Below are 17656 nucleotides of genomic sequence, written 5' to 3'. Positions count from 1 at the left end.
ATCGGAACGGGGAGAGTGCATTTTCTCAGCTCACCAGGTCCCGGCCGGGCTGGGATCGCCGTGCGCGCCGGCGGCCGGCTCGTGGTGGGCGAGCCAGCGCTCGGCCTCCAAGGCGGCCATGCAGCCCATGCCGGCGGCGGTGACCGCCTGGCGGTAGACCTTGTCCTTCACGTCGCCGGCGGCGAAGACGCCGGGGATGTTGGTGGCGGTCGAATCGGGCACCGTGACGATGTAGCCCGCCTCGTCCATCTCCACCTTGCCCTGGAAGATGCCGGTCGCCGGCACATGGCCGATGGCGACGAAGACGCCGGCCACCGGGATGACGCGCTCCTCGCCCGACTTGACGTTCTTCACGCGGACGCCGGTGACGGCGCGCGGGTTGCCCATGGTGCCGTCGCCCTCGCCGACGATCTCCTCGACCGTGCTGTCCCACACCACTTCGATCTTCGGGTGGCGGAACAGGCGGTCCTGCATGATGCGTTCGGCGCGGAAGCTGTCGCGGCGGTGGATGACCGTGACCTTGCTGGCATGGTTGGTCAGGTACAGCGCCTCCTCGACCGCCGAATTGCCGCCGCCGACGACCGCGACCTCCTTGCCGCGGAAGAAGAAGCCGTCGCAGGTGGCGCAGGCCGACACGCCGAAGCCGCGGTAGATTTCTTCCGTCGAGATGCCGAGCCAGCGCGCCTGGGCGCCGGTTGCGATGATGACGCTGTCGGCGGTGTAGGTGTCGCCGCTGTCGCCCTTGCAGACGAAGGGGCGCCTGGTGAAGTCGACGTCGGTGATCAGGTCGAACACCATCTTGGTGCCGACATGCTCCGCCTGCTTCTGCATCTGTTCCATCAGCCAGGGGCCCTGGATCGGATCGGCGAAGCCGGGGAAATTCTCCACATCGGTGGTGATCATCAGCTGGCCGCCCGGCTGCATGCCCTGGACCATCAGCGGCTCCAGGTTGGCGCGCGCGGCGTAGATGGCGGCGGTGTAGCCGGCCGGGCCGGCGCCGATGATGAGGACCTTGGTGTGGTGCGTGGTGGCCATGGGTCTGATCCCGCAGTGTATCGGCGAAGGACGGTGTGCGTGTTGGATCGGTTCTAGAAACCGAACATATGGTCGAGGCTGAAGGCGCTGTCACCGGCCGCAAGGCAGCCATGGTAGCCGAACAGGCGGCAGGTGGTGTCGCGGATCAGCACATAGGCATGATCTCCGGCCGCCAGCCGTTCCGCTTCCGTAAACATCTCATGATAGCGCCAGAAGCGCGAGCCGCCGCAGGGGATCGCCAGCCGCTTGCGCGCCACCTCCACACCGTCGCGCCGCACCAGCACGAGGCTGGTGTCGGAGGTGTCATGCCAGCGGGTCGAGGCAGGGTAGACGAGGTGGCAGAGCGTGTCCCACGGATCGGTGCCCAGCCGCAGGAACAGGCGGGTCGACAGGCCGGGCGGACGGCCATGGTAGCTCTGCGGCTCGTCACGGTAGACCATCGCCATATTGAACATGTGGCTGCCGAAGCTGGTTTCCGCCACATGGCCGGTCGTTATGTCTTCGTAACGAACCAGCGCGTGCAGCCAGCCGTCAGCAATCGTTCCGGCTTCGAAATCATAGACCAGCTCGACATGGCCCCAGCCATCGACAACCGTCTTGTCGGCGACCAGCCCGGTGACGTCCAGCGCCACGCTGTCGGAGCGCTTGAGGTTGCCGAAGCGGTGTTCGGCCACGGTGGCGCCGTTGCGATCATAGACCACCGCCTTCACCGGCAGCTCGGTCTGCGCCGTGCTCATGGGCGTCGGCAGCAGGGTGGTGCGCCAGCGCCCCATCGGCAGCAGCGGCGCCGGCAGGATGTGGCCCTTGCCGACGACGCCCTTGTCCATCGCGCCGCCGGTCAGTTGCGGCAACTTGGGGTCCGGCTTCAGGTCGGTGCGCTCGACATTGGCGTGGGCCATGCGGCGGCGGCCGTCGGCGGCGACGATCTCATAGCGCGGACGGACGAAATGCTTGCCGGCCTGCACCTCGAACTGCTGGGGCCAGCGCGCCTCCGGGAACAGGCTGGCGACGTCCAGTTCGATGGTGGCGAAGGCCGGGACCGCCCGGTCGAGCGTGCGGATGTCGGCCGAGCCCATCAGGTTCAGCCCGACGGCGCCGGCGGGGATCGGCGTCGGATGACTGTTCTGAATCCACAACGACACCCTCTCGCCCTCGCGCGGTGCGGGCAGGCCGGCATAGAGGTCGGCTGGCCAGGCGTTGGCGTCGTGGGTGCACGACATCACGCTGTCGTCGTCGCCATAGGTGTCGAGCGCATATTTCACCACGTCATGCCCGGCGGCGCCGATGACGTGCAGGAACAGCGATCCGCAAAAGGGCGACAGCTTGAAGCGCGCGCGCACCTGCCGGCTGTCGATCACCACGGTGCCGTCGGTCGGCGGCATCGGCTCCGTCCAGTCGGCGACCGGACGGCCCTCGGCGTCGAACAGGCAGGCCCACAGCCGGGTGCCCTTGGCGCCGTAGCGCGGCCAGTAGTTGGCCGAGACCACGCGGGTGTGGTGGCCGTCGCCGTCGCGGAACCAGGCGAAGTTGGTTGCCCAGTTGAACTTCGACAGGTAATGGCCGGGATCGTTCAGCATGTCTTCCGGCACGCGCATGGCGTCGAGCGAGACGACTCCGGCCTGCTTCGGGATCAGATGGGCGATGTGGCCTTCCAAGCGCTGCGAATCGAAGGCGACGACGAAGATTGTGCGGGCGCCGCTGGACGGCAGTTCGGTGACCGGACGGGCGGCATGGCCGAACACCTCCCGGCCGACCTGCTCCACGTCCTGGACATAGAGGCCGCAGATGTCGATCGACGACAGGTCGTAGAACTCCGCCAGCCCCGACAGCAGGCCCAGCGGGTCGTAGACCGCCACCGGGCCGAAGGAGGCCAGCCGCGCAATCAGGATCGCTGCCTTGGGCGCCGCCAGCGGGTGACCCACCGCCTTGAAGAAGCTGGAGCCGCCGGTGACGTTGGAAAAGGTCTCGATCCGAAGGGGCATGAGGACACACACGCGAGAGCAAAGCCGGGGCGTCGGTTATAGCCGCTTCGGCCGGGCAGGCGACAGTGATTTGCGGGCAGGCCCGATTTGTCCGGGGCATCGACGGTCAGCGCGTGGCCGGCTGAACGGTTCCCTCTTGTCAGAGAGCGTATTTCGATATATCTAAGTTTTCGTTATATCGAAACTGCATCAAGAGAGGGTTTCATGCTTCGGCATCTTTTTCACAAACATGGCCGCCGTTTCTCACGCCCGGACTTCGACGACGAGGCTCCGGAAGGGCGCGGCCGGCACGGGCGTCATGGCCGCCACGGTCATCCGGGCGGCTGGGAAGGTTGGGGCGGTCAGGGGCGGGGCGGCCGCGGCGAGCGGCGCGTCTTCGACCATGGCGACCTGCGTCTGGTCCTGCTGTGGCTGATCGCCGAGAAGCCGCGCTCCGGCTATGACCTGATCAAGACGATCGAGGAGATGGTCGGCGGCGCCTACAGCCCCAGCCCCGGCGTCGTCTATCCGACCCTGACCTTGCTGGAAGAACAGGGGCACATCCGCGTCGGCGCGACCGAGGGCAACAAGAAGCTCTACGAGATCACGCCGGAAGGCTCGGAGGCGCTGAAGGCAGCGGACTCGACAGTGGCTGCGGTGCGCGACCGCATCGCCCATGCGCGGGCCCGGCAGCAGCGCGAATCCTCGCCGCAAATCCACCGGGCCATCGAGAATTTCAAGCTCGCCCTGCGGCTGCGGCTGTTTCGCGGCGACCTGACGGCGGAGCAGACCCAGGCCATCGCCGACATCATCGATGACGCCGCCCGCAAGGTCGAGCGCCTCTGACCGGGAAGGAGACTGGACCATGGCACTATCGACCGCGCGCGTCGCCACCCCGAACGGGCGCCGCTACATGACCCAGCTGTGCAAACATTGGGCGCACAAGTTCGAGGTCGTCTATGACGAAACCCAGGGGCTCGTTCCCTTCGCCACCGGCCGCCGCTGCCGCATGGCGGCCGACGACCGGGGGCTGACCCTGACTCTGGAATTGGAGGAAGGCGGAGAGATGGAGCGCATGCAGGATGTGGTGATCGACCACCTGAAGCGCTTCGCCTTCCGCGAAGATTTGGGGGAGGTGGTCTGGACGCCAGCGGGATAATGGGAATCCCGATCTGAAGAGGCGGTGCATTTTCCCGAGTCTGTCTGCGACAAATCCTGTTGAGAATTACCGCAGCGGCGGTGTAAAACGGTTCTTAACCAACAGGCGGACGTGGGAGAGGGGATGGTGGTTCCACCGTCGGCCACCCACGGTCAGAATACCGGGAGTCGTTCGTGATGCTCCGCATCTCCAAGAAGCTGATGTTCGCCATCGAGGCGGTCCTCGACATCGCCTACAACGCGGGCACCGAGCCGGTGCAGTCGGGGGAGATCACCCGTCGCCAGGGCATCCCGAAGCGCTATCTGGAACAGGTGCTGCAGCAGCTGGTTCGCGAAGGCGTGCTGGCCGGGGTGCGGGGCCCCCGCGGCGGTTACCGGCTGGCGCGCGAGCGGCGGCGGATCACGCTGGGCGAGATCGTGAAGGTCGTCCGTGCGATGGAGACCGCCACCGATCCGATCGAAGAGCCGGCGGGCTCGGTGCTGGGCCATCAGGTGGTCCGCCCGCTGTGGGGCGAACTGCAGGAGGAATGCATGGCCAAGCTCGACACCATCACCATCGAGGATCTGTGCATGCGCGCACGCCGCGCCGGGGTGGAGAGCGAGACCGAGGACCGCATCGACTTCACCATCTGATCCATCGGAAGACCGGAGAGGCTTGGCGCCGCCACTTCCTGTTTGACAGGCTCCCTGTGCTGGATAATGCTCCGTCTGGGGTGTTGAAATCACATATAACACAAATCTCAGAGGTGGAATCATGGCTGCACCGGAGTTCCGCGGCAAGATCTACGACAGCATCCTCGACACGATCGGCGCCACGCCGCTGGTGCGGCTGGACCGCCTCGCCGCCGAGGCGGGGGTGAAGGCCCAGATCATCGGCAAGCTGGAGTTCTTCAACCCGCTGGCCAGCGTCAAGGACCGCATCGGCCGCGCCATGATCGAGGCCGCCGAGGCCGCCGGCACCATCGCCCCCGGCCGCACGACCCTGGTCGAGCCGACCTCCGGCAACACCGGCATCGCGCTGGCCTTCGTCGCCGCCGCCAAGGGCTACAAGCTGATCCTGACCATGCCGGAAAGCATGTCGGTGGAACGGCGCAAGATGCTGAAGCTGTTGGGCGCCGAGCTGGTGCTGACCCCGGCGGCGGAAGGCATGAAGGGCGCCATCCGCAAGGCGGAGGAAATCCTGGCCGCCGATCCGAACGCCTATCTGCTGCAGCAGTTCAAGAACACCGCCAACCCGGCCGTCCACCGCGCGACCACGGCGGAGGAAATCTGGAGGGACACCGACGGCCAGGTCGATTTCCTGATCTCCGGCGTCGGCACCGGCGGCACGCTGACCGGCACCGCCGAGGTGCTGAAGGCGCGCAAGCCCTCCTTCAAGGCGGTGGCGGTGGAGCCGGAGGACAGTCCCGTCCTGTCGGGCGGCATGCCCGGCCCGCACAAGATCCAGGGCATCGGCGCCGGCTTCGTGCCCGACATCCTGAAGAAGGAGCTGATCGACGAGGTGGTGCGCATCTCCAACCAGCGCGCCTTCGAGACCGCCCGCAGCGTTGCCCGTCTGGAAGGCGTCCCGGTCGGCATCTCGTCGGGTGCGGCGCTGGCCGCCGCCCTGGAGATCGGTGCGCGTCCTGAGAATGCCGGCAAGCAGATCGTCGTGATCCTGCCGTCCTTCGCCGAGCGCTATCTGTCGACCGCCCTGTTCGAGGGGCTGGAATAAGACGGGGGCTTGGCCGATAGGGCCGGCAGGAGTGGATGGGGGCGTGGTCCGTCCCCACTCCGCAGCCTGAGGGCGAAATTCCCGCCCGAAATTTGACGGATTTTGCGAATTCGGCTAATCTTCCCGGCAGCAGCAACGCCTGTTCCGTCCTCGCCGCCGGGGAGTGACCTCCATGTCGGATATTACTGCCGCCACCTACGTCCCGAACCTGTCGAACAGCGCCTTCTCCCAGTTCAAGGGAAAGACGACGGGAGTCGGTGCGGACGGGGCGAACGCCGATACCCAGACCTTCACGGTCAGCAAGGCCGGCGAATATAATTTCAAGATCAACAACAGCTTCACCAACGTCGAAATCCGCAACGACCGCAACGAGGTGGTGACCACCCTGCGGGCGCAGGAATCGACGGCGGACGCCAGTGCACGGCTGGGTCCGGGCACCTACACCGCGACGATTTCCCAGGCCAACCGTGCTGCGGGTGTGCGCGACTATTCGATGGACATCACCGAGCGCCAGAACATCCTGGTGACCGGTGCGGGCGCCACGCTGAAAGGCACCGCCCAGCCGTCGGGGAATGGCGACACCGGCATTCAGAAGCACACCTTCAACGTGGTGCAGGGCGGCACCTTCACCGCCGACATCACGCTGCCCAACACGCGCTGGGCGATGATGGACAAGGACGGCAAGGTGGTCGCCGCCAGCGATACCAGCAAGCCCGATGCCGAACAGAATTTCCTGCAGAAGCCGACCTACAAGCTGGATCCCGGCCAATACACCATGGTGGTGGTGCCGCCGTCCGACCTGAAGGCGCCGACCGATTTCCGGATGGGCCTGGTGCCGCGCAATCCGGACCTGACGGATGCCGGCCTCAATCAGGAAAGCGCCATCCAGAAGACGCTGCGCGAACGTCAGGACCGCCTGCGCCAGTGGGCATCGGAAGCGAAGCCGACCACCACCGCGACCAAGGCCTGAGCGGCGCGCAACCGGCCTCACGAAAAACGCCGCATCGAATGTTGCTGCAACGGCCCGTCCTTGCGCTATGCTGCGGGCCATGGACTTCACGGATACCCAGCTTCACCGCTATTCCCGCCACATCGTGCTGCCGGAAGTCGGCGGCATCGGCCAGGAAAAGCTGTTGCGTTCCAAGGTGCTGGTCGTCGGTGCCGGCGGCCTTGGCGCTCCTCTGCTGCTCTATCTGGCGGCGGCCGGCGTCGGCACCATCGGCATCGTCGACGATGACACGGTCGATCTGTCGAACCTGCAACGGCAGGTGATCCACGACGAATCGACACTCGGTCATCCGAAGGTGGAGAGTGCCGCCGCCCGCATCCATGCGCTGAACCCCGACGTGCGGGTGGAGACGCACCGCACGCGGATCGACCGCGACAATGCGATGGAGCTGATCTCCGGCTACGACATCGTTGCCGACGGATCGGACAATTTCGCCACGCGTTTCCTGCTGAACGACGCCTGTTTCCTGGCCGGCCGGACGCTGGTGTCGGCGGCGATCCTGCGCTTCGACGGGCAGTTGAGCACCTTCAAGGCGCATCTGGGCGCGCCGCACCCCTGCTATCGCTGTCTGTTCCCCGAGCCGCCGCCGCGGGGCGCCGTGCCGTCCTGTTCGGAAGGTGGGGTGCTGGGCGCGCTGGCCGGCTTCGTCGGGTCGCTGCAGGCGACGGAGGTGCTGAAGGAACTGCTGGGGTTGGGCGAGAGCCTGTCGGGCAGCCTGCTGATGATGGACACGCTCTATGCGTCCTATCAGCGCATCGCCATCAAGCGGGATCCCGACTGCGCGCTTTGCGGCGATCATCGGACGATCCACGACCTCTCCGCCCACTGACGGGCGCCGCGGCACTGACGGGAGGCGGCCATCATGTCCACTGCCCTGCCTGAGACGAAGTCAGCAACGATGCCTGACCCCCTGCGCGCGACCGGAGCCGGCGGCACGTCGGCCCTGTCGATCGTGCTGTTCGCCGGCGGCTTCGACCGCGTCCATTACGCGCTGGTGATGGCCAGCGCCGCGGCGGCGACCAACCGCAAGGTCACGCTGTTCTTCACCGGCCGCGCGCTGCGCGCCCTGGTGCATGAAGCGGAGCCGGGCGTGCTGGGCTGGCACGACCTTGACCCTGCCGACGACGGCAGCACGCCGGTGGCGCGCGACCGCTATTTCGCCACCCATGGCCTCGCCACCTTCGAGGAGCTGCTGGAGGCCTGCGTCGCGATGGGGGTCACGGTGATGGCCTGCGAGATGGGGCTGCGCGCCCTCGGCCTGCCGCCCGGCGTCTCGCTGCGCCCGGATGTGCCGGTCGCCACCGGCGGCGTGGTCACCTTCCTCAACGAGGCGCCCGGCGGCGGCGCCATGCTGTTCGTCTGAATCCGGTGGAGCGGGCATGAGCGACAACCGCGAGATCCTCGACCTCGCCAACCGCTTCGAGTCGATCGCCACCGACGGATTCGAGGGGCGACCCTACCGGCCGGCGCTGGCCGAGCTTGCCACCCGCTTGCGGGAGCGGCCGGGAACGGCGCCGCGCGTCGCCCATGCGCTCGGCATCATGATCCAGCTGATCGGCGAGAGCGATCCCGAGGGGCGGTTCGCCGCGAAGGTCGCCATCCTGCGCGAGGCGGTCGGCCTGTTGAGCGACGCTTGAAGCGCACCGTCTGATCCGGGCGCAAGGCAGCCATGCGTCACGCCGGAGACATGCGTCCCGTCATGGGGGCGATGACACTCCAGACGAGGATGACCACCATGGCTTTCCGTTTCACCGTCGCCGCCGATGCGCCGTCGCTGTTCGCCACGCTGTACGCCACCGCCAAGACCATCCGCGGCAGCGGCCTGCCGACCGGGCTGATCCACCTGATCGACCTGCGGGTGTCGCAGATCAACGGGTGCGCCTATTGCATCGACCTGCACAGCAAGGAAGCCCGCCATGACGGCCAGTCGGAAGAGCGCATCGCCGCCCTCGCCGAGTGGGAGCGGTCGGAGCTGTTTCTGCCGGACGAGCGCGCCGCCTTCGCCTGGGCCGAAGTGCTGACCCGCACCCAGCATGACCGCATCGACGAGGCGTACCGAGCGCTGCAACGTCACTTCAGCGCCGAGCAGATCGCCCAGCTGACGGTGACGGCGGCGCAGATCAACGCCTGGAACCGCATCGGCATCGCCCAGCATATCGAGGGCACCGCCGTCGGGATGGCGGCGTGACGGCGCTGGCCGATCCCGACACCGCGCTCGCCGCCTTCGCGGGCGAGCGGGCGCGGCTGCGCGCGTTGGCCTACCGGCTGCTCGGGTCGGTGGCCGAGGCGGAGGACACGCTGCAGGACGCCTGGTTGCGCTGGGCGGCGGTGGCTCCCGGCAGCGTCGGATCGGCCCCCGCCTATCTCACCACCCTGGTGACGCGGCTGGCGCTCGACCGGCTGCGCTCCGCCCGGGTGGCGCGGGAACGCTATTACGGGCTGTGGTTGCCGGAACCGGAGGTCACCAGCTGGGAGAGCGACAGCGACGAGGCTGCGGAGCCCGAGTCGGTGTCGCTGGCGATGCTTCTGCTGCTGGAACGGCTGGCGCCCGACCAGCGGGCGGTCTTCGTCCTGCGCGAGGCGATGGACCTGGATTATGCGGAGATTGCGGCGATGCTCGGGAAGTCGGTGGAGGCGTGCCGCCAGATCATGCGACGTGCCCGTGCCAAGCTGGCCGAGTCCGCCGCCTGGGATCGACCGGCCGACTCGGCCGATGCCGGACGGCGGCTGGCCATTGCCTTCGCCGAGGCCAGTGTCCGGCGCGACTATGCCGCCATCGTCGCCCTGCTGTCCGACGACGCCCAGTGGCTGGGCGATGGCGGCGGGATGGCGCGGACGGCGGTGAACCCGCTGTTCGGCGCCGACCGCATCGCCCGTTTTCTGCTCGGAGTCCAGCGCAAGCGCAATGTCAGTTTCAGCTTCACCCCGGTGCGGGTGAATGGCGGGCCGGGGCTGCTGGCGGAGCTGGCCGGGTCGTTCCGCAGCGTGCTGGCCTTCGACATCGGCGACGGCCGGATCCTCCGGGTCTACCAGATCGCCAACCCGCAGAAGCTGGAGCGGGTCTTTGCCGCTTAAACCGTCGCTTCGTCCAGCCAGCGGTCGAGCGCGGTCAGGTCGACCGGGCGGGGCAGGATGGGGAAGGGCAGGTTGGACATGCGCGGACCGGTCATCAGGATGCGCGTCTGCGGATAGAGCATCGCCGCCAGCGCCGCGGCGCGGTCGCCGTCGTCCCCCTCATGATCCAGCGGCAGCAGGGCCACCACCGGCGCTTCCGCACCGATGATGGTCAGTGCTTCCAGCGCGTCGTCGGTCTGCGAAACCTGGAAGCCGCGGCCCGACAGATGGCCGGCCAGCGCCTCGCGCTGCAAGCGGTCGGCATCGGCGACCACCGCCCGCCGCCCGCCATAGCCCGGCATCCGGATGTCGGCATCGATGCTGAAAGCCACGGTTCTCCTCCGTCCATCATGTTTTTGTTATGGACGGTTGGAGTATGGGGGGGAACTGGCAGCTTTGTAAACGGCTGCTACCTGTGGTTCGACCTTCGTCGAATACGGACCACTTCGCCCTTGTGCATCAGGGCCAGCATCGGCAGGTCGCTGGGATGGTTGCCGTAGCCCCAGGTGGCGGTGACCGGGCCGTTGTTGGCGATCCAGCCGGTTACCCGCTCCGCCTTGTCCAGCCGTACGCAGTTGGCAGTGCTGAGCCGGCCGGTCAGCTTGCCGTCCACCACCTCCATGCCCGTGGCCAGCAGGTCGTCCACCCCCAGCCCGCGCAGCAGTGCCGGCATGTAGAGGTCGAGCGCGCCGGTCGCGATCACCACCCGGCGGTCCTGGCGGCGATGCTCGGTCAGCACGTCCAGCATGGGCTGGTGCCAGCGCACGCGGGGGATCATGCGCTCGGCCGCGGCAAGCGCGTCGGTCACCGGCAAGCCGCGCAAGGTGCGCTTCAGGTAGATCGCCTTGACCGATCCCGGAAAGTCGCAGCCCGGCCCGCGGCCGCGGACATGGCGGTGCAGGGCCGAACGGATGGCATCGGCCAGCGCCAGGGCGGCGCGGCGCCGGCCGATCACCTCGCCGACGAACATCGGCAGGCTGTCGCCATGGATCAGTGTCCCGTCGAAGTCGAAGAAGGCGACGCCGGCCGGGCCGGAAACCGGCGAATCGGGCGCGGCCACCGGCAGCGGCGAATGCGCGTTCAAGCCGGGCCGGGACTGTTGGCCAATCGATGAGGATAACGTCGTTTGCATGACCGCAGTTATCCGGCCGTCACCCTGCGGCGGGCAAGGATTTTCAGGTCAACCCTGATGCGGACCAGGATCGGAGCATCCTGGTCGATGCAGCCCTGTCGATGCAGCCCGATCAATGCAGCCCGATCAATGCAGCATCGTGGGGCCGCAGGGCACCTCGAACAGCGGTTCGTCTTCGGACCCATCCTCGGAGCCGTCATCATGCCCGGCGCTGTCGTCTGCCTCCTCCAACTGGGCAATCAGGTCGCCCGACGCTTCCTCCAGCCCGGCCTGACGGCGATCAGCAGGTGATGATCTCACCATGTCCCTGCTCCAGGCTACGGACCCGCTCCTCCAGCCGGTCGATGCGCCGCATCAGCAACTCCGACAGGCGGTCCAACCGGTCGAGCACGGGATCGAGGCTGGCAGCGGCGTTGGGTGTCGCCTGCGAGGTCTGCGGCCCGGCCGTGCTCGGCGGGCTTTCGGGCCGGGTGCGGGGTGGCTGGCCTTGGCGGTTGTCGGGACGGTCATCCATGGTTCGGCCGGTTCCGGTCAGTGAGGTTTGCTCCTCGCCTAACCTTGGGCCAGCGGCCTGCAAGGTCCAGACCGGCACCCGATGCACCCCGCAAGCGATGGCCGCCTGACCCACCCGTCCCGCGCGTGGCGATTCCGGGTGGGGGCAGTTTAAGCCGCCACCCCTTGTGCGCATGGCAAATCAAGCCCGTGTATAGTTAAGACTCAGATTTATCGGCACGGCGTTTGCGCGGGACACCGTACAGTTCCAACCGATGGCCGATCAGGTCATAGCCCAACTCGCGGGCTATGCTTTCTTTCAGCCGTTCCATTTCATCGTTGGTGAACTCGATCACTTCACCCGAGTCGACATCGATCAGGTGGTGGTGGTGATCGGTTCTTGTTTCTTCATAGCGCGCGCGGCCGTCGCCGAAATCGAGCCGGTCGATGACATGCGCCTCCTCGAACAGCCGCATCGTCCGGTAGACCGTGGCGATGGAGATGCGCGGGTCGATGGCCGATGCGCGGCGATGCACCTCCTCCACATCGGGATGGTCCGTCGCCTCCGACAGCACGCGCGAGATCACGCGCCGCTGATCGGTCATCTTCAACCCCTTCTTCACGCACAGCTCTTCAAGGCGCGAGGGCATGGACATCCCCTGTAATCCTGTCATTGTTCGACGGGCGGCGGTTCGCCCCTCCGGTCTCCCTGATGCCCGGGACGCCAGTGGCAAAAGCCGTGACCGGAGCCGTCCGGGCGGTTCAGCCCGGCAGCTCCGTTCGCGGCACCCCGAATACCTGAGCATCATACTGTGTTTCGGAGGCATTCTCAAACACCCCAGCTCCCGCCCTATGGCCGAGTGGAGAGGGTCGGCAAATCAAAAGCATTAGTACCTTTGGTATAATATTCTGCGAATGCCGGGGAATGCGGCAGAAACCAATTGCTCATAATCCGGTGCTAGCCTTTCCCCAATGGGGGCGTCGTTCAATCCGGCACGATGCGGCGTGGACTATGACCCTTCCGGACCTCATCATACCCGCGGGAAAGGAGGGAGCCGCAGTGACGCCATTCGATTTCCCGCCTTCCCCCCGGTTCTTCAGGGCGGAGCCGCCTATGGACGAACCCGCCTTCACCGCGGCCGGGCTGGCTGTCCCGGTTCCGCCGCTGGCCATGTCCCAGGACTGCGCAGCGGCACTCGCCCGCTTCCATCGACAGCCGGAGCTTGCCGCCCTGCCGGTGGTCGATGGCGACGGCGGCGTGGCCGGATTGCTGGAGCGCGGCCGGCTGTTGCCGGACCCTGGGGAAGGGGGGGAGGCCAGGCCGGAGCCGGACCTGCCGGTGTCCATCCTCATGGATCCGCATCCGCTGCTGGTCGAGGGGACGACGCCGCTGGCGGAGATCGGACGGCGGCTGGCCCGGCTGAAGCCGGCGGCGCTGGTGACCGGCTTCCTGGTGGTGGAACAGGGCCGCTATCTTGGTGTCGGCACGGTGACCGGACTGATGGCGCGCTCGGCCGAACAGATGGAGCTGCGTGCCCGCGAGTTGGAAGAGGCCCGCCGGCAGGCCGAGCGGGCGATCCGGGCCAAGACCGCCTTCCTCGCCAATATGAGCCACGAGATCCGGACGCCGCTGACCGCGATGATGGGGTTCGCCGAGCTGCTGGAGCAGGAGGTGCTGGGGCCCCACGCCATCCCGCTCTATCGCGACTATGCCCGCGACATCGCCGAAAGCGGCCGCCACCTGATGGAGCTGATCAACGACCTGCTCGACCTGTCGAAGGCCGACGCCGACCGGCTGGAACTGATCGACGGGACGGTGGATGTGGTGCGGGTGGCGATCGGCACCGCGCGGCTGCTGACCGAACGGGCCTCGCGCCATGGCGTCAGCATCGCCACCGCGGTGCCGCTGGACCTGCCGCCGCTGCGGGCGGATGAACGCAAGCTGCGCCAGATGCTGCTGAACCTGCTGTCGAACGCGGTGAAGTTCACGCCCACCGGGGGGATCGTGACGCTTCACGGCCGCGTGGCGGCGGATGGTGGCTTGTGGCTGTCGGTGCACGACACCGGCATCGGCATGACCGGGGAGGAGCTGGCCAAGGCGTTGGAGCCCTGGGGACAGGTGGACAGCGCGCTGGCCCGCGCCCAGGTCGGCACCGGACTGGGGCTGCCGCTGACCAAGCGGCTGATCGAACTGCATGGCGGCCGGCTGGACGTCGTCAGCCGCCGCGACGAAGGCACCACCATGTCGCTGGTCTTCCCGCCCCAGCGGGTGGGGCGGGGGTAGAATGAAGGACGCCCCCTCCTGTGGAGAGGAGGGGGCGTCTTCCCAGGTGCCGGATTGCGGGCGCTCGTTACGCCAGCCCCTTCTCCATCGCGCTCGCCAAGCGGCGGGCGAAGGCGGCGGGGTCGGGCAGGGACTCGCCCTCGACGATGCGGGCCTGGTCCAGCAGCAGCCAGGCCGCATCCTCCAGCGCGTCGGTGGCGCCGTTGCCCTTGGCCCGCTCGGCCAGCCGCTTGATCAGGGCGTGTGACGGGTTGATCTCCAGGATGCGCTTGCCGGCCTCGCCGTTCAGCTGCTTGTGCTGCTTCAGCAGGCGCTCCAGGTGCATGTCCATGTCGTTGTCGTCGGCCACCAGACAGACGGCGCTGTCGGTCAGGCGTTCGGACTTGCGGACGTCCTTCACCGCGTCGGACAGGGTCAGCTTCAGCAGGGCCAGCAGGTCGGTCAGCTCGCCTTCCGGCGCCTTGTCCTCCGGCTTCTCGTTCTCCTCGCCCTTGATCTTGCCAAGATCGGCGCCGCCGCGGGTCACCGACTTGAAGGGCTTGCTGTCATAGACGCCGACCGACGGCATCCAGAACTCGTCGACCGGATCGGTCAGCAGCAGAACCTCGACGCCCTTGGCCTTGAAGCCTTCCAGCTGCGGGCTGCGCAGCAGGGTGTCGATGTCGTCGCCGCTGATGGTGTAGATGGCGTCCTGCCCTTCCTTCATGCGGGCGACATACTGCTCCAGCGACACCAACTCGTCGCCGGCGGTGGTGCGGAAGCGCAGCAGCTTCAGCAGTTCGTCGCGGTGCTCGTAGTCCTCATAGAGGCCCTCCTTCAGCACCGCGCCGAAATTCTCCCAGAAGCTGTCGTATTCGGCGGCATTCTCGCTGTCCTTGGCCTTCTTCGACAGTTCCGACAGGACGCGCCGCGTGATGCCGGCCTTGATCTTGGCCAGCATCGGGTTGTGCTGCAGCATCTCGCGGCTGATGTTCAGCGGCAGATCCTCGCTGTCGACCACGCCGCGCAGGAAGCGCAGATAGGGCGGGATCAGCCCTTCCGCCGCGTCGGTGATGAAGACGCGCTTGACGTACAGCTTCACCCGATGGGCGCGCTTGGGGTCGAACAGGTCGAAGGGCTTGGTCGAGGGCACATAGAGCAGGTTGGTGTATTCCAGCGCCCCTTCGGCCCGCCAGTGCAGGGTCAGCCACGGATCGTCGAAGGCGTGGCCGACATGGTGGTAGAATTCCTTGTACTGGTCGGCGGTGATCTCCGACTTCGACCGGGTCCACAGGGCCGACGCGCTGTTCAGCGCCTTGGCGTCCTCGCCCTCGCCGAACAGGATCGGGATGGCGATGTGGTCGGAATATTTGCGGACGATGCCGCCCAGGCGGGCCTCGTCGAGATACTCGTCGTCGCCGTCGCGCAGATGCAGGACGATCTTTGTCCCGCGCAACAGGCCGTCGGCCTCGGAGATCGTGAATTCGCCCTTGCCGTCGGATTCCCAGCGCCAGCCGCTGGCCTCGCCGGCCTTGCGGGTCAGCACGGTGACCTTGTCGGCGGCCATGAAGGCGGAATAGAAGCCGACGCCGAACTGGCCGATCAGGTTGACGTCCTTCTTGCCGTCACCCTTCTCCGCACCTTCCAGCGATTTCATGAAGGCGGCGGTGCCGGAGCGGGCGATGGTGCCGAGATTCTCGACCAGATCCTCGCGGTTCATGCCGATGCCGTTGTCGGCGACGGTCAGGGTCCGCGCGTCCTTGTCGACCAGCAGGCGGACCTTGAGGTTCGGATCGTCGGCCGAGAGTTCCGGCTGGGTCAGGGCGGCGTAGCGCAGGCGGTCGCAGGCGTCCGACGCATTGGAGACCAGTTCGCGCAGGAAGACTTCCTTCTCGCTGTAGAGCGAGTGGGCGACGATGTCGAGCAGACGGCTGACCTCGGCTTGAAAACTGAGCCGTTCCTCGGTCATGGGGGCACCTTCGTTGGTTGGGCACGGGTGTTGGCGTCAAGACGGCGGAGATATGTGAAAGCGTCTCCGCCGTTCAAGAGGCTTGTGCCATGCAACCGCGGGAGGTGTGCCTACTTCTTCTTCTTCGGCTGCTCCGTCGGGGCGGGGGCCGGCGCCGGCTCGCTGCCGCCGGCCAGCAGGGCGGTCATGTCGGCGCCGTTCAGCAGGAGCTGGCCGGCCTCCGTGATGTCGATCTTGTAGGTGCGGGTGTCGGCGCCGGTGTCGTCCTTGCCGGCCTGACCCAGGGCCTGGATCATCGCCAGACCGCCCAGCAGATCCTGAGTCTCCTTGTCGGGCTTGGTGCCGGGGGCCGGCTGCATCGCCTTCACCGCGGCGTCGATGCCGCGCAGCAGAACGGTGGCGCCGCCGGTGACGCCGAAGGCGGCCTGGGTGGCGACCTTGACCGTACCGGTGGCGGTGCCGGCCGTCGCCGGTGTGTCCAGGTTCAGCGCGTCGAGGCGCAGCTCCGTCCCGGCCTCGCCCATGGCGGCCATCGCCTGCTGCATGACGATTTCGGACGAGGGCGGCGTGGGAGCGGCCTTGGCGTTCTTCTTCGGCGGCGGGGCCTCCTCCGCTTCGGCGGCCTTGACCAGCTCGGTGAAGGCATTCCACAGGGCGCTGTTCGGCAGCTTGGCGACCGACAGCTTCATCTCGAAGGCGCGCGGGGTGAAGCCGGCGGGGGCGGGCGACGGCGTCATGACGAAGTCGCGCGCCTCCAGTCCCATGCTGACGGTGGACTGCGCCTGGTCGAGGTCGCTCAGGCCGCTGCGGAAGGCGAGCTGGCCGAGGGACACCGCGGTGCCGTCCTCCGGATTGACGAAGGACAGGTTGGACAGGCGCATCGCGCCGGTGATGCCGCCGAACATGCCCTGCAGCTTCGGCAGCAGCTCGGCGGCGGTCGGGGCCACGCCCTTGGCGGCGGTCTGTTCGGAAAGCTTCTGCAGCGCGCTGACCTTGGTCAGGTCGACCCGGCTGTAGGTGGCTTCGGCGGTGACGCCGCCGATCTTCACCAGTTCCTTGTTCTTCTCGTCCTGCACCGACAGGCCGCCGAAGGCGAAGGCGGCCGGACCGCTCCACAGGGTGGTGCCGCCGGTCGCGGCCTCCGGCTTCAGGTCCTGGACCATGGTCATGGAGGCGATGGAGACCTTGCCCTTGCCGCCGGCGGCGGTGACGGCGAGATCGTTGAAGGCGCCATCGACCGTCAGCAGGGTCTCCAGCGCGCCCGACCAGGTGCTGGTGAAGGACTGCTTGCCGATGGTGATGGTGGCGGCGTCGACATACTCGTCCTTGTCGTCGAGGTTCTGCACCTTGATCGCGCTGGGCAGCGTGATCGACACGCCATACTGGCTGTCGTCCTTCGGCGTCACCGCCAGCAGGATGGTGCCGATGTCGAACAGCGTGCCTTCCGCATCCTCGGCCGACAGGCGGGGCAGGACGACGTCATAGTGGTCGCCGGCCGGCTTGACCGTCGGGTCCCCCTGCCATTCGAAGCCGATGCCATCGCCATCCTCGGTGGGCGGCGGAAACCAGCGGGGCAGGTCGTTCTTCAGCGAGGTGGCGAGAGCCTTGGCGCCGGCATCGTCGACGGCGGGAGCGGCCTGGGCGGGAGACCAGCCGGCCACCAGGGCCAGCATGCCGCCGGCGATCAGGGCGGGCCTGAGGGAGCGGACCGGCAGGGCCGCAACGGGCGAAGGACGGCTGAGACGCATCGAGGAACTACTCCCAACTACGATTTGCCAATCGCGATCTTGCCAACCGCAATTTGGAGCA

General features: G+C 67.4%; 20 protein-coding genes. 11 read left to right on the top strand and 9 right to left on the bottom strand.

Annotated features, from left to right (window positions below):
- Nucleotides 1-30: 30 nt before the first annotated feature.
- Both trxB and I71_RS28160 read right to left on the bottom strand, forming a co-directional pair.
- Nucleotides 31-1035: a thioredoxin-disulfide reductase gene (gene trxB / locus I71_RS28165; protein WP_148294389.1), complete on the bottom strand. Its 1005-nt coding sequence runs from the start codon at nucleotides 1033-1035 to the stop codon at nucleotides 31-33.
- Between the two features lie 53 nt (nucleotides 1036-1088).
- Nucleotides 1089-3017 carry a hypothetical protein gene (locus tag I71_RS28160; protein ID WP_042701969.1) on the bottom strand — a complete coding sequence of 643 codons (1929 nt, stop codon included), beginning with the start codon at nucleotides 3015-3017 and terminating at the stop codon, nucleotides 1089-1091.
- Nucleotides 3018-3221: 204 nt separating this feature from the next.
- Between I71_RS28160 and I71_RS28155 the strand changes: the two genes are divergently transcribed.
- From I71_RS28155 to sigJ, 10 genes are all read left to right on the top strand, one after another.
- A complete protein-coding gene (locus tag I71_RS28155; protein ID WP_042701966.1) occupies nucleotides 3222-3842 on the top strand; it encodes a PadR family transcriptional regulator in 621 nt (206 codons plus the stop codon).
- A 19-nt stretch (nucleotides 3843-3861) separates the two neighbouring features.
- Nucleotides 3862-4155, top strand: a complete 294-nt coding sequence (locus I71_RS28150; protein ID WP_042701963.1) for a DUF2218 domain-containing protein — start codon at nucleotides 3862-3864, stop codon at nucleotides 4153-4155.
- A gap of 176 nt (nucleotides 4156-4331) precedes the next feature.
- Nucleotides 4332-4787, top strand: coding sequence for an Rrf2 family transcriptional regulator (locus I71_RS28145; RefSeq protein ID WP_042701959.1), 456 nt, complete (start codon nucleotides 4332-4334; stop codon nucleotides 4785-4787).
- Between the two features lie 121 nt (nucleotides 4788-4908).
- Nucleotides 4909-5868 carry a cysteine synthase A gene (gene cysK / locus I71_RS28140; RefSeq protein ID WP_042701956.1) on the top strand — a complete coding sequence of 320 codons (960 nt, stop codon included), beginning with the start codon at nucleotides 4909-4911 and terminating at the stop codon, nucleotides 5866-5868.
- Nucleotides 5869-6040: 172 nt separating this feature from the next.
- Nucleotides 6041-6838, top strand: a complete 798-nt coding sequence (locus I71_RS28135; RefSeq protein ID WP_042701953.1) for a hypothetical protein — start codon at nucleotides 6041-6043, stop codon at nucleotides 6836-6838.
- Nucleotides 6839-6917: 79 nt separating this feature from the next.
- Nucleotides 6918-7706 (top strand): molybdopterin-synthase adenylyltransferase MoeB, encoded by a 789-nt coding sequence (locus I71_RS28130; RefSeq protein WP_042701980.1) that lies wholly within the window; start codon nucleotides 6918-6920, stop codon nucleotides 7704-7706.
- Between the two features lie 69 nt (nucleotides 7707-7775).
- Nucleotides 7776-8240 carry a DsrE family protein gene (locus tag I71_RS28125; protein ID WP_042701949.1) on the top strand — a complete coding sequence of 155 codons (465 nt, stop codon included), beginning with the start codon at nucleotides 7776-7778 and terminating at the stop codon, nucleotides 8238-8240.
- Nucleotides 8241-8256: 16 nt separating this feature from the next.
- Nucleotides 8257-8514 carry a hypothetical protein gene (locus tag I71_RS28120; protein WP_042701946.1) on the top strand — a complete coding sequence of 86 codons (258 nt, stop codon included), beginning with the start codon at nucleotides 8257-8259 and terminating at the stop codon, nucleotides 8512-8514.
- Between the two features lie 98 nt (nucleotides 8515-8612).
- Complete coding sequence (locus I71_RS28115) at nucleotides 8613-9065, top strand: carboxymuconolactone decarboxylase family protein (protein ID WP_042701944.1); 453 nt, start codon at nucleotides 8613-8615, stop codon at nucleotides 9063-9065.
- Nucleotides 9062-9952, top strand: coding sequence for an RNA polymerase sigma factor SigJ (gene sigJ, locus I71_RS28110; protein WP_042701942.1), 891 nt, complete (start codon nucleotides 9062-9064; stop codon nucleotides 9950-9952). Before I71_RS28115 ends, sigJ begins: the two co-directional genes overlap by 4 nt.
- Here sigJ and I71_RS28105 read toward each other — a convergent pair.
- The 5 genes from I71_RS28105 to I71_RS28090 all read right to left on the bottom strand — a co-directional run bounded on the left by I71_RS28105 (nucleotide 9949) and on the right by I71_RS28090 (nucleotide 12265).
- Complete coding sequence (locus I71_RS28105; protein WP_042701939.1) at nucleotides 9949-10323, bottom strand: hypothetical protein; 375 nt, start codon at nucleotides 10321-10323, stop codon at nucleotides 9949-9951. The genes sigJ and I71_RS28105 overlap by 4 nt on opposite strands.
- Nucleotides 10324-10400: 77 nt before the next feature.
- Entirely contained in the window at nucleotides 10401-11075 is a 675-nt protein-coding gene (locus I71_RS28100) for an HAD family phosphatase (protein ID WP_244434100.1), read from the bottom strand.
- 174 nt (nucleotides 11076-11249) lie between these two features.
- Nucleotides 11250-11426, bottom strand: coding sequence for a hypothetical protein (locus I71_RS40250; protein WP_244434099.1), 177 nt, complete (start codon nucleotides 11424-11426; stop codon nucleotides 11250-11252).
- Complete coding sequence (locus I71_RS40245) at nucleotides 11404-11637, bottom strand: hypothetical protein (RefSeq protein WP_244434098.1); 234 nt, start codon at nucleotides 11635-11637, stop codon at nucleotides 11404-11406. The genes I71_RS40250 and I71_RS40245 overlap by 23 nt, the downstream gene beginning before the upstream one ends.
- Before the next feature lie 196 nt (nucleotides 11638-11833).
- On the bottom strand, nucleotides 11834-12265 hold the full coding sequence (locus I71_RS28090) for a Fur family transcriptional regulator (RefSeq protein ID WP_042701979.1): 432 nt from the start codon (nucleotides 12263-12265) through the stop codon (nucleotides 11834-11836).
- 464 nt (nucleotides 12266-12729) lie between these two features.
- On the opposite strand from I71_RS28090, the gene I71_RS28085 reads away from it, so the two are divergent.
- Nucleotides 12730-13899, top strand: coding sequence for an ATP-binding protein (locus tag I71_RS28085; RefSeq protein WP_244434097.1), 1170 nt, complete (start codon nucleotides 12730-12732; stop codon nucleotides 13897-13899).
- A gap of 67 nt (nucleotides 13900-13966) precedes the next feature.
- On the opposite strand, the gene htpG is transcribed toward I71_RS28085, so the two are convergent.
- Nucleotides 13967-15847, bottom strand: coding sequence for a molecular chaperone HtpG (htpG, locus tag I71_RS28080; RefSeq protein WP_042701931.1), 1881 nt, complete (start codon nucleotides 15845-15847; stop codon nucleotides 13967-13969).
- Between the two features lie 110 nt (nucleotides 15848-15957).
- A complete protein-coding gene (locus tag I71_RS28075; protein ID WP_042701930.1) occupies nucleotides 15958-17595 on the bottom strand; it encodes a hypothetical protein in 1638 nt (545 codons plus the stop codon).
- Nucleotides 17596-17656: the final 61 nt, after the last annotated feature.

It is taken from the genome of Azospirillum sp. B506 (assembly GCF_000333595.1).
Lineage (GTDB): Bacteria > Pseudomonadota > Alphaproteobacteria > Azospirillales > Azospirillaceae > Azospirillum.
The sequence above is the reverse complement of the archived record's forward strand: the minus strand, read 5'-3'. Positions and strand labels throughout refer to the sequence as shown.

Excerpts from the sequence above, each read along its gene's own strand:
- trxB (WP_148294389.1), bottom strand. The coding sequence starts at position 1,035 with ATGGCCACCACGCACCACACCAAGGTCCTCATCATCGGCGCCGGCCCG.
- I71_RS28160 (WP_042701969.1), bottom strand. The coding sequence starts at position 3,017 with ATGCCCCTTCGGATCGAGACCTTTTCCAACGTCACCGGCGGCTCCAGC.
- I71_RS28155 (WP_042701966.1), top strand. The coding sequence starts at position 3,222 with ATGCTTCGGCATCTTTTTCACAAACATGGCCGCCGTTTCTCACGCCCG.
- I71_RS28150 (WP_042701963.1), top strand. The coding sequence starts at position 3,862 with ATGGCACTATCGACCGCGCGCGTCGCCACCCCGAACGGGCGCCGCTAC.
- I71_RS28145 (WP_042701959.1), top strand. The coding sequence starts at position 4,332 with ATGCTCCGCATCTCCAAGAAGCTGATGTTCGCCATCGAGGCGGTCCTC.
- cysK (WP_042701956.1), top strand. The coding sequence starts at position 4,909 with ATGGCTGCACCGGAGTTCCGCGGCAAGATCTACGACAGCATCCTCGAC.
- I71_RS28135 (WP_042701953.1), top strand. The coding sequence starts at position 6,041 with ATGTCGGATATTACTGCCGCCACCTACGTCCCGAACCTGTCGAACAGC.
- I71_RS28130 (WP_042701980.1), top strand. The coding sequence starts at position 6,918 with ATGGACTTCACGGATACCCAGCTTCACCGCTATTCCCGCCACATCGTG.
- I71_RS28125 (WP_042701949.1), top strand. The coding sequence starts at position 7,776 with ATGCCTGACCCCCTGCGCGCGACCGGAGCCGGCGGCACGTCGGCCCTG.
- I71_RS28120 (WP_042701946.1), top strand. The coding sequence starts at position 8,257 with ATGAGCGACAACCGCGAGATCCTCGACCTCGCCAACCGCTTCGAGTCG.
- I71_RS28115 (WP_042701944.1), top strand. The coding sequence starts at position 8,613 with ATGGCTTTCCGTTTCACCGTCGCCGCCGATGCGCCGTCGCTGTTCGCC.
- I71_RS40250 (WP_244434099.1), bottom strand. The coding sequence starts at position 11,426 with ATGGTGAGATCATCACCTGCTGATCGCCGTCAGGCCGGGCTGGAGGAA.
- I71_RS40245 (WP_244434098.1), bottom strand. The coding sequence starts at position 11,637 with ATGGATGACCGTCCCGACAACCGCCAAGGCCAGCCACCCCGCACCCGG.
- I71_RS28090 (WP_042701979.1), bottom strand. The coding sequence starts at position 12,265 with ATGCCCTCGCGCCTTGAAGAGCTGTGCGTGAAGAAGGGGTTGAAGATG.
- I71_RS28085 (WP_244434097.1), top strand. The coding sequence starts at position 12,730 with ATGGACGAACCCGCCTTCACCGCGGCCGGGCTGGCTGTCCCGGTTCCG.
- htpG (WP_042701931.1), bottom strand. The coding sequence starts at position 15,847 with ATGACCGAGGAACGGCTCAGTTTTCAAGCCGAGGTCAGCCGTCTGCTC.
- I71_RS28075 (WP_042701930.1), bottom strand. The coding sequence starts at position 17,595 with ATGCGTCTCAGCCGTCCTTCGCCCGTTGCGGCCCTGCCGGTCCGCTCC.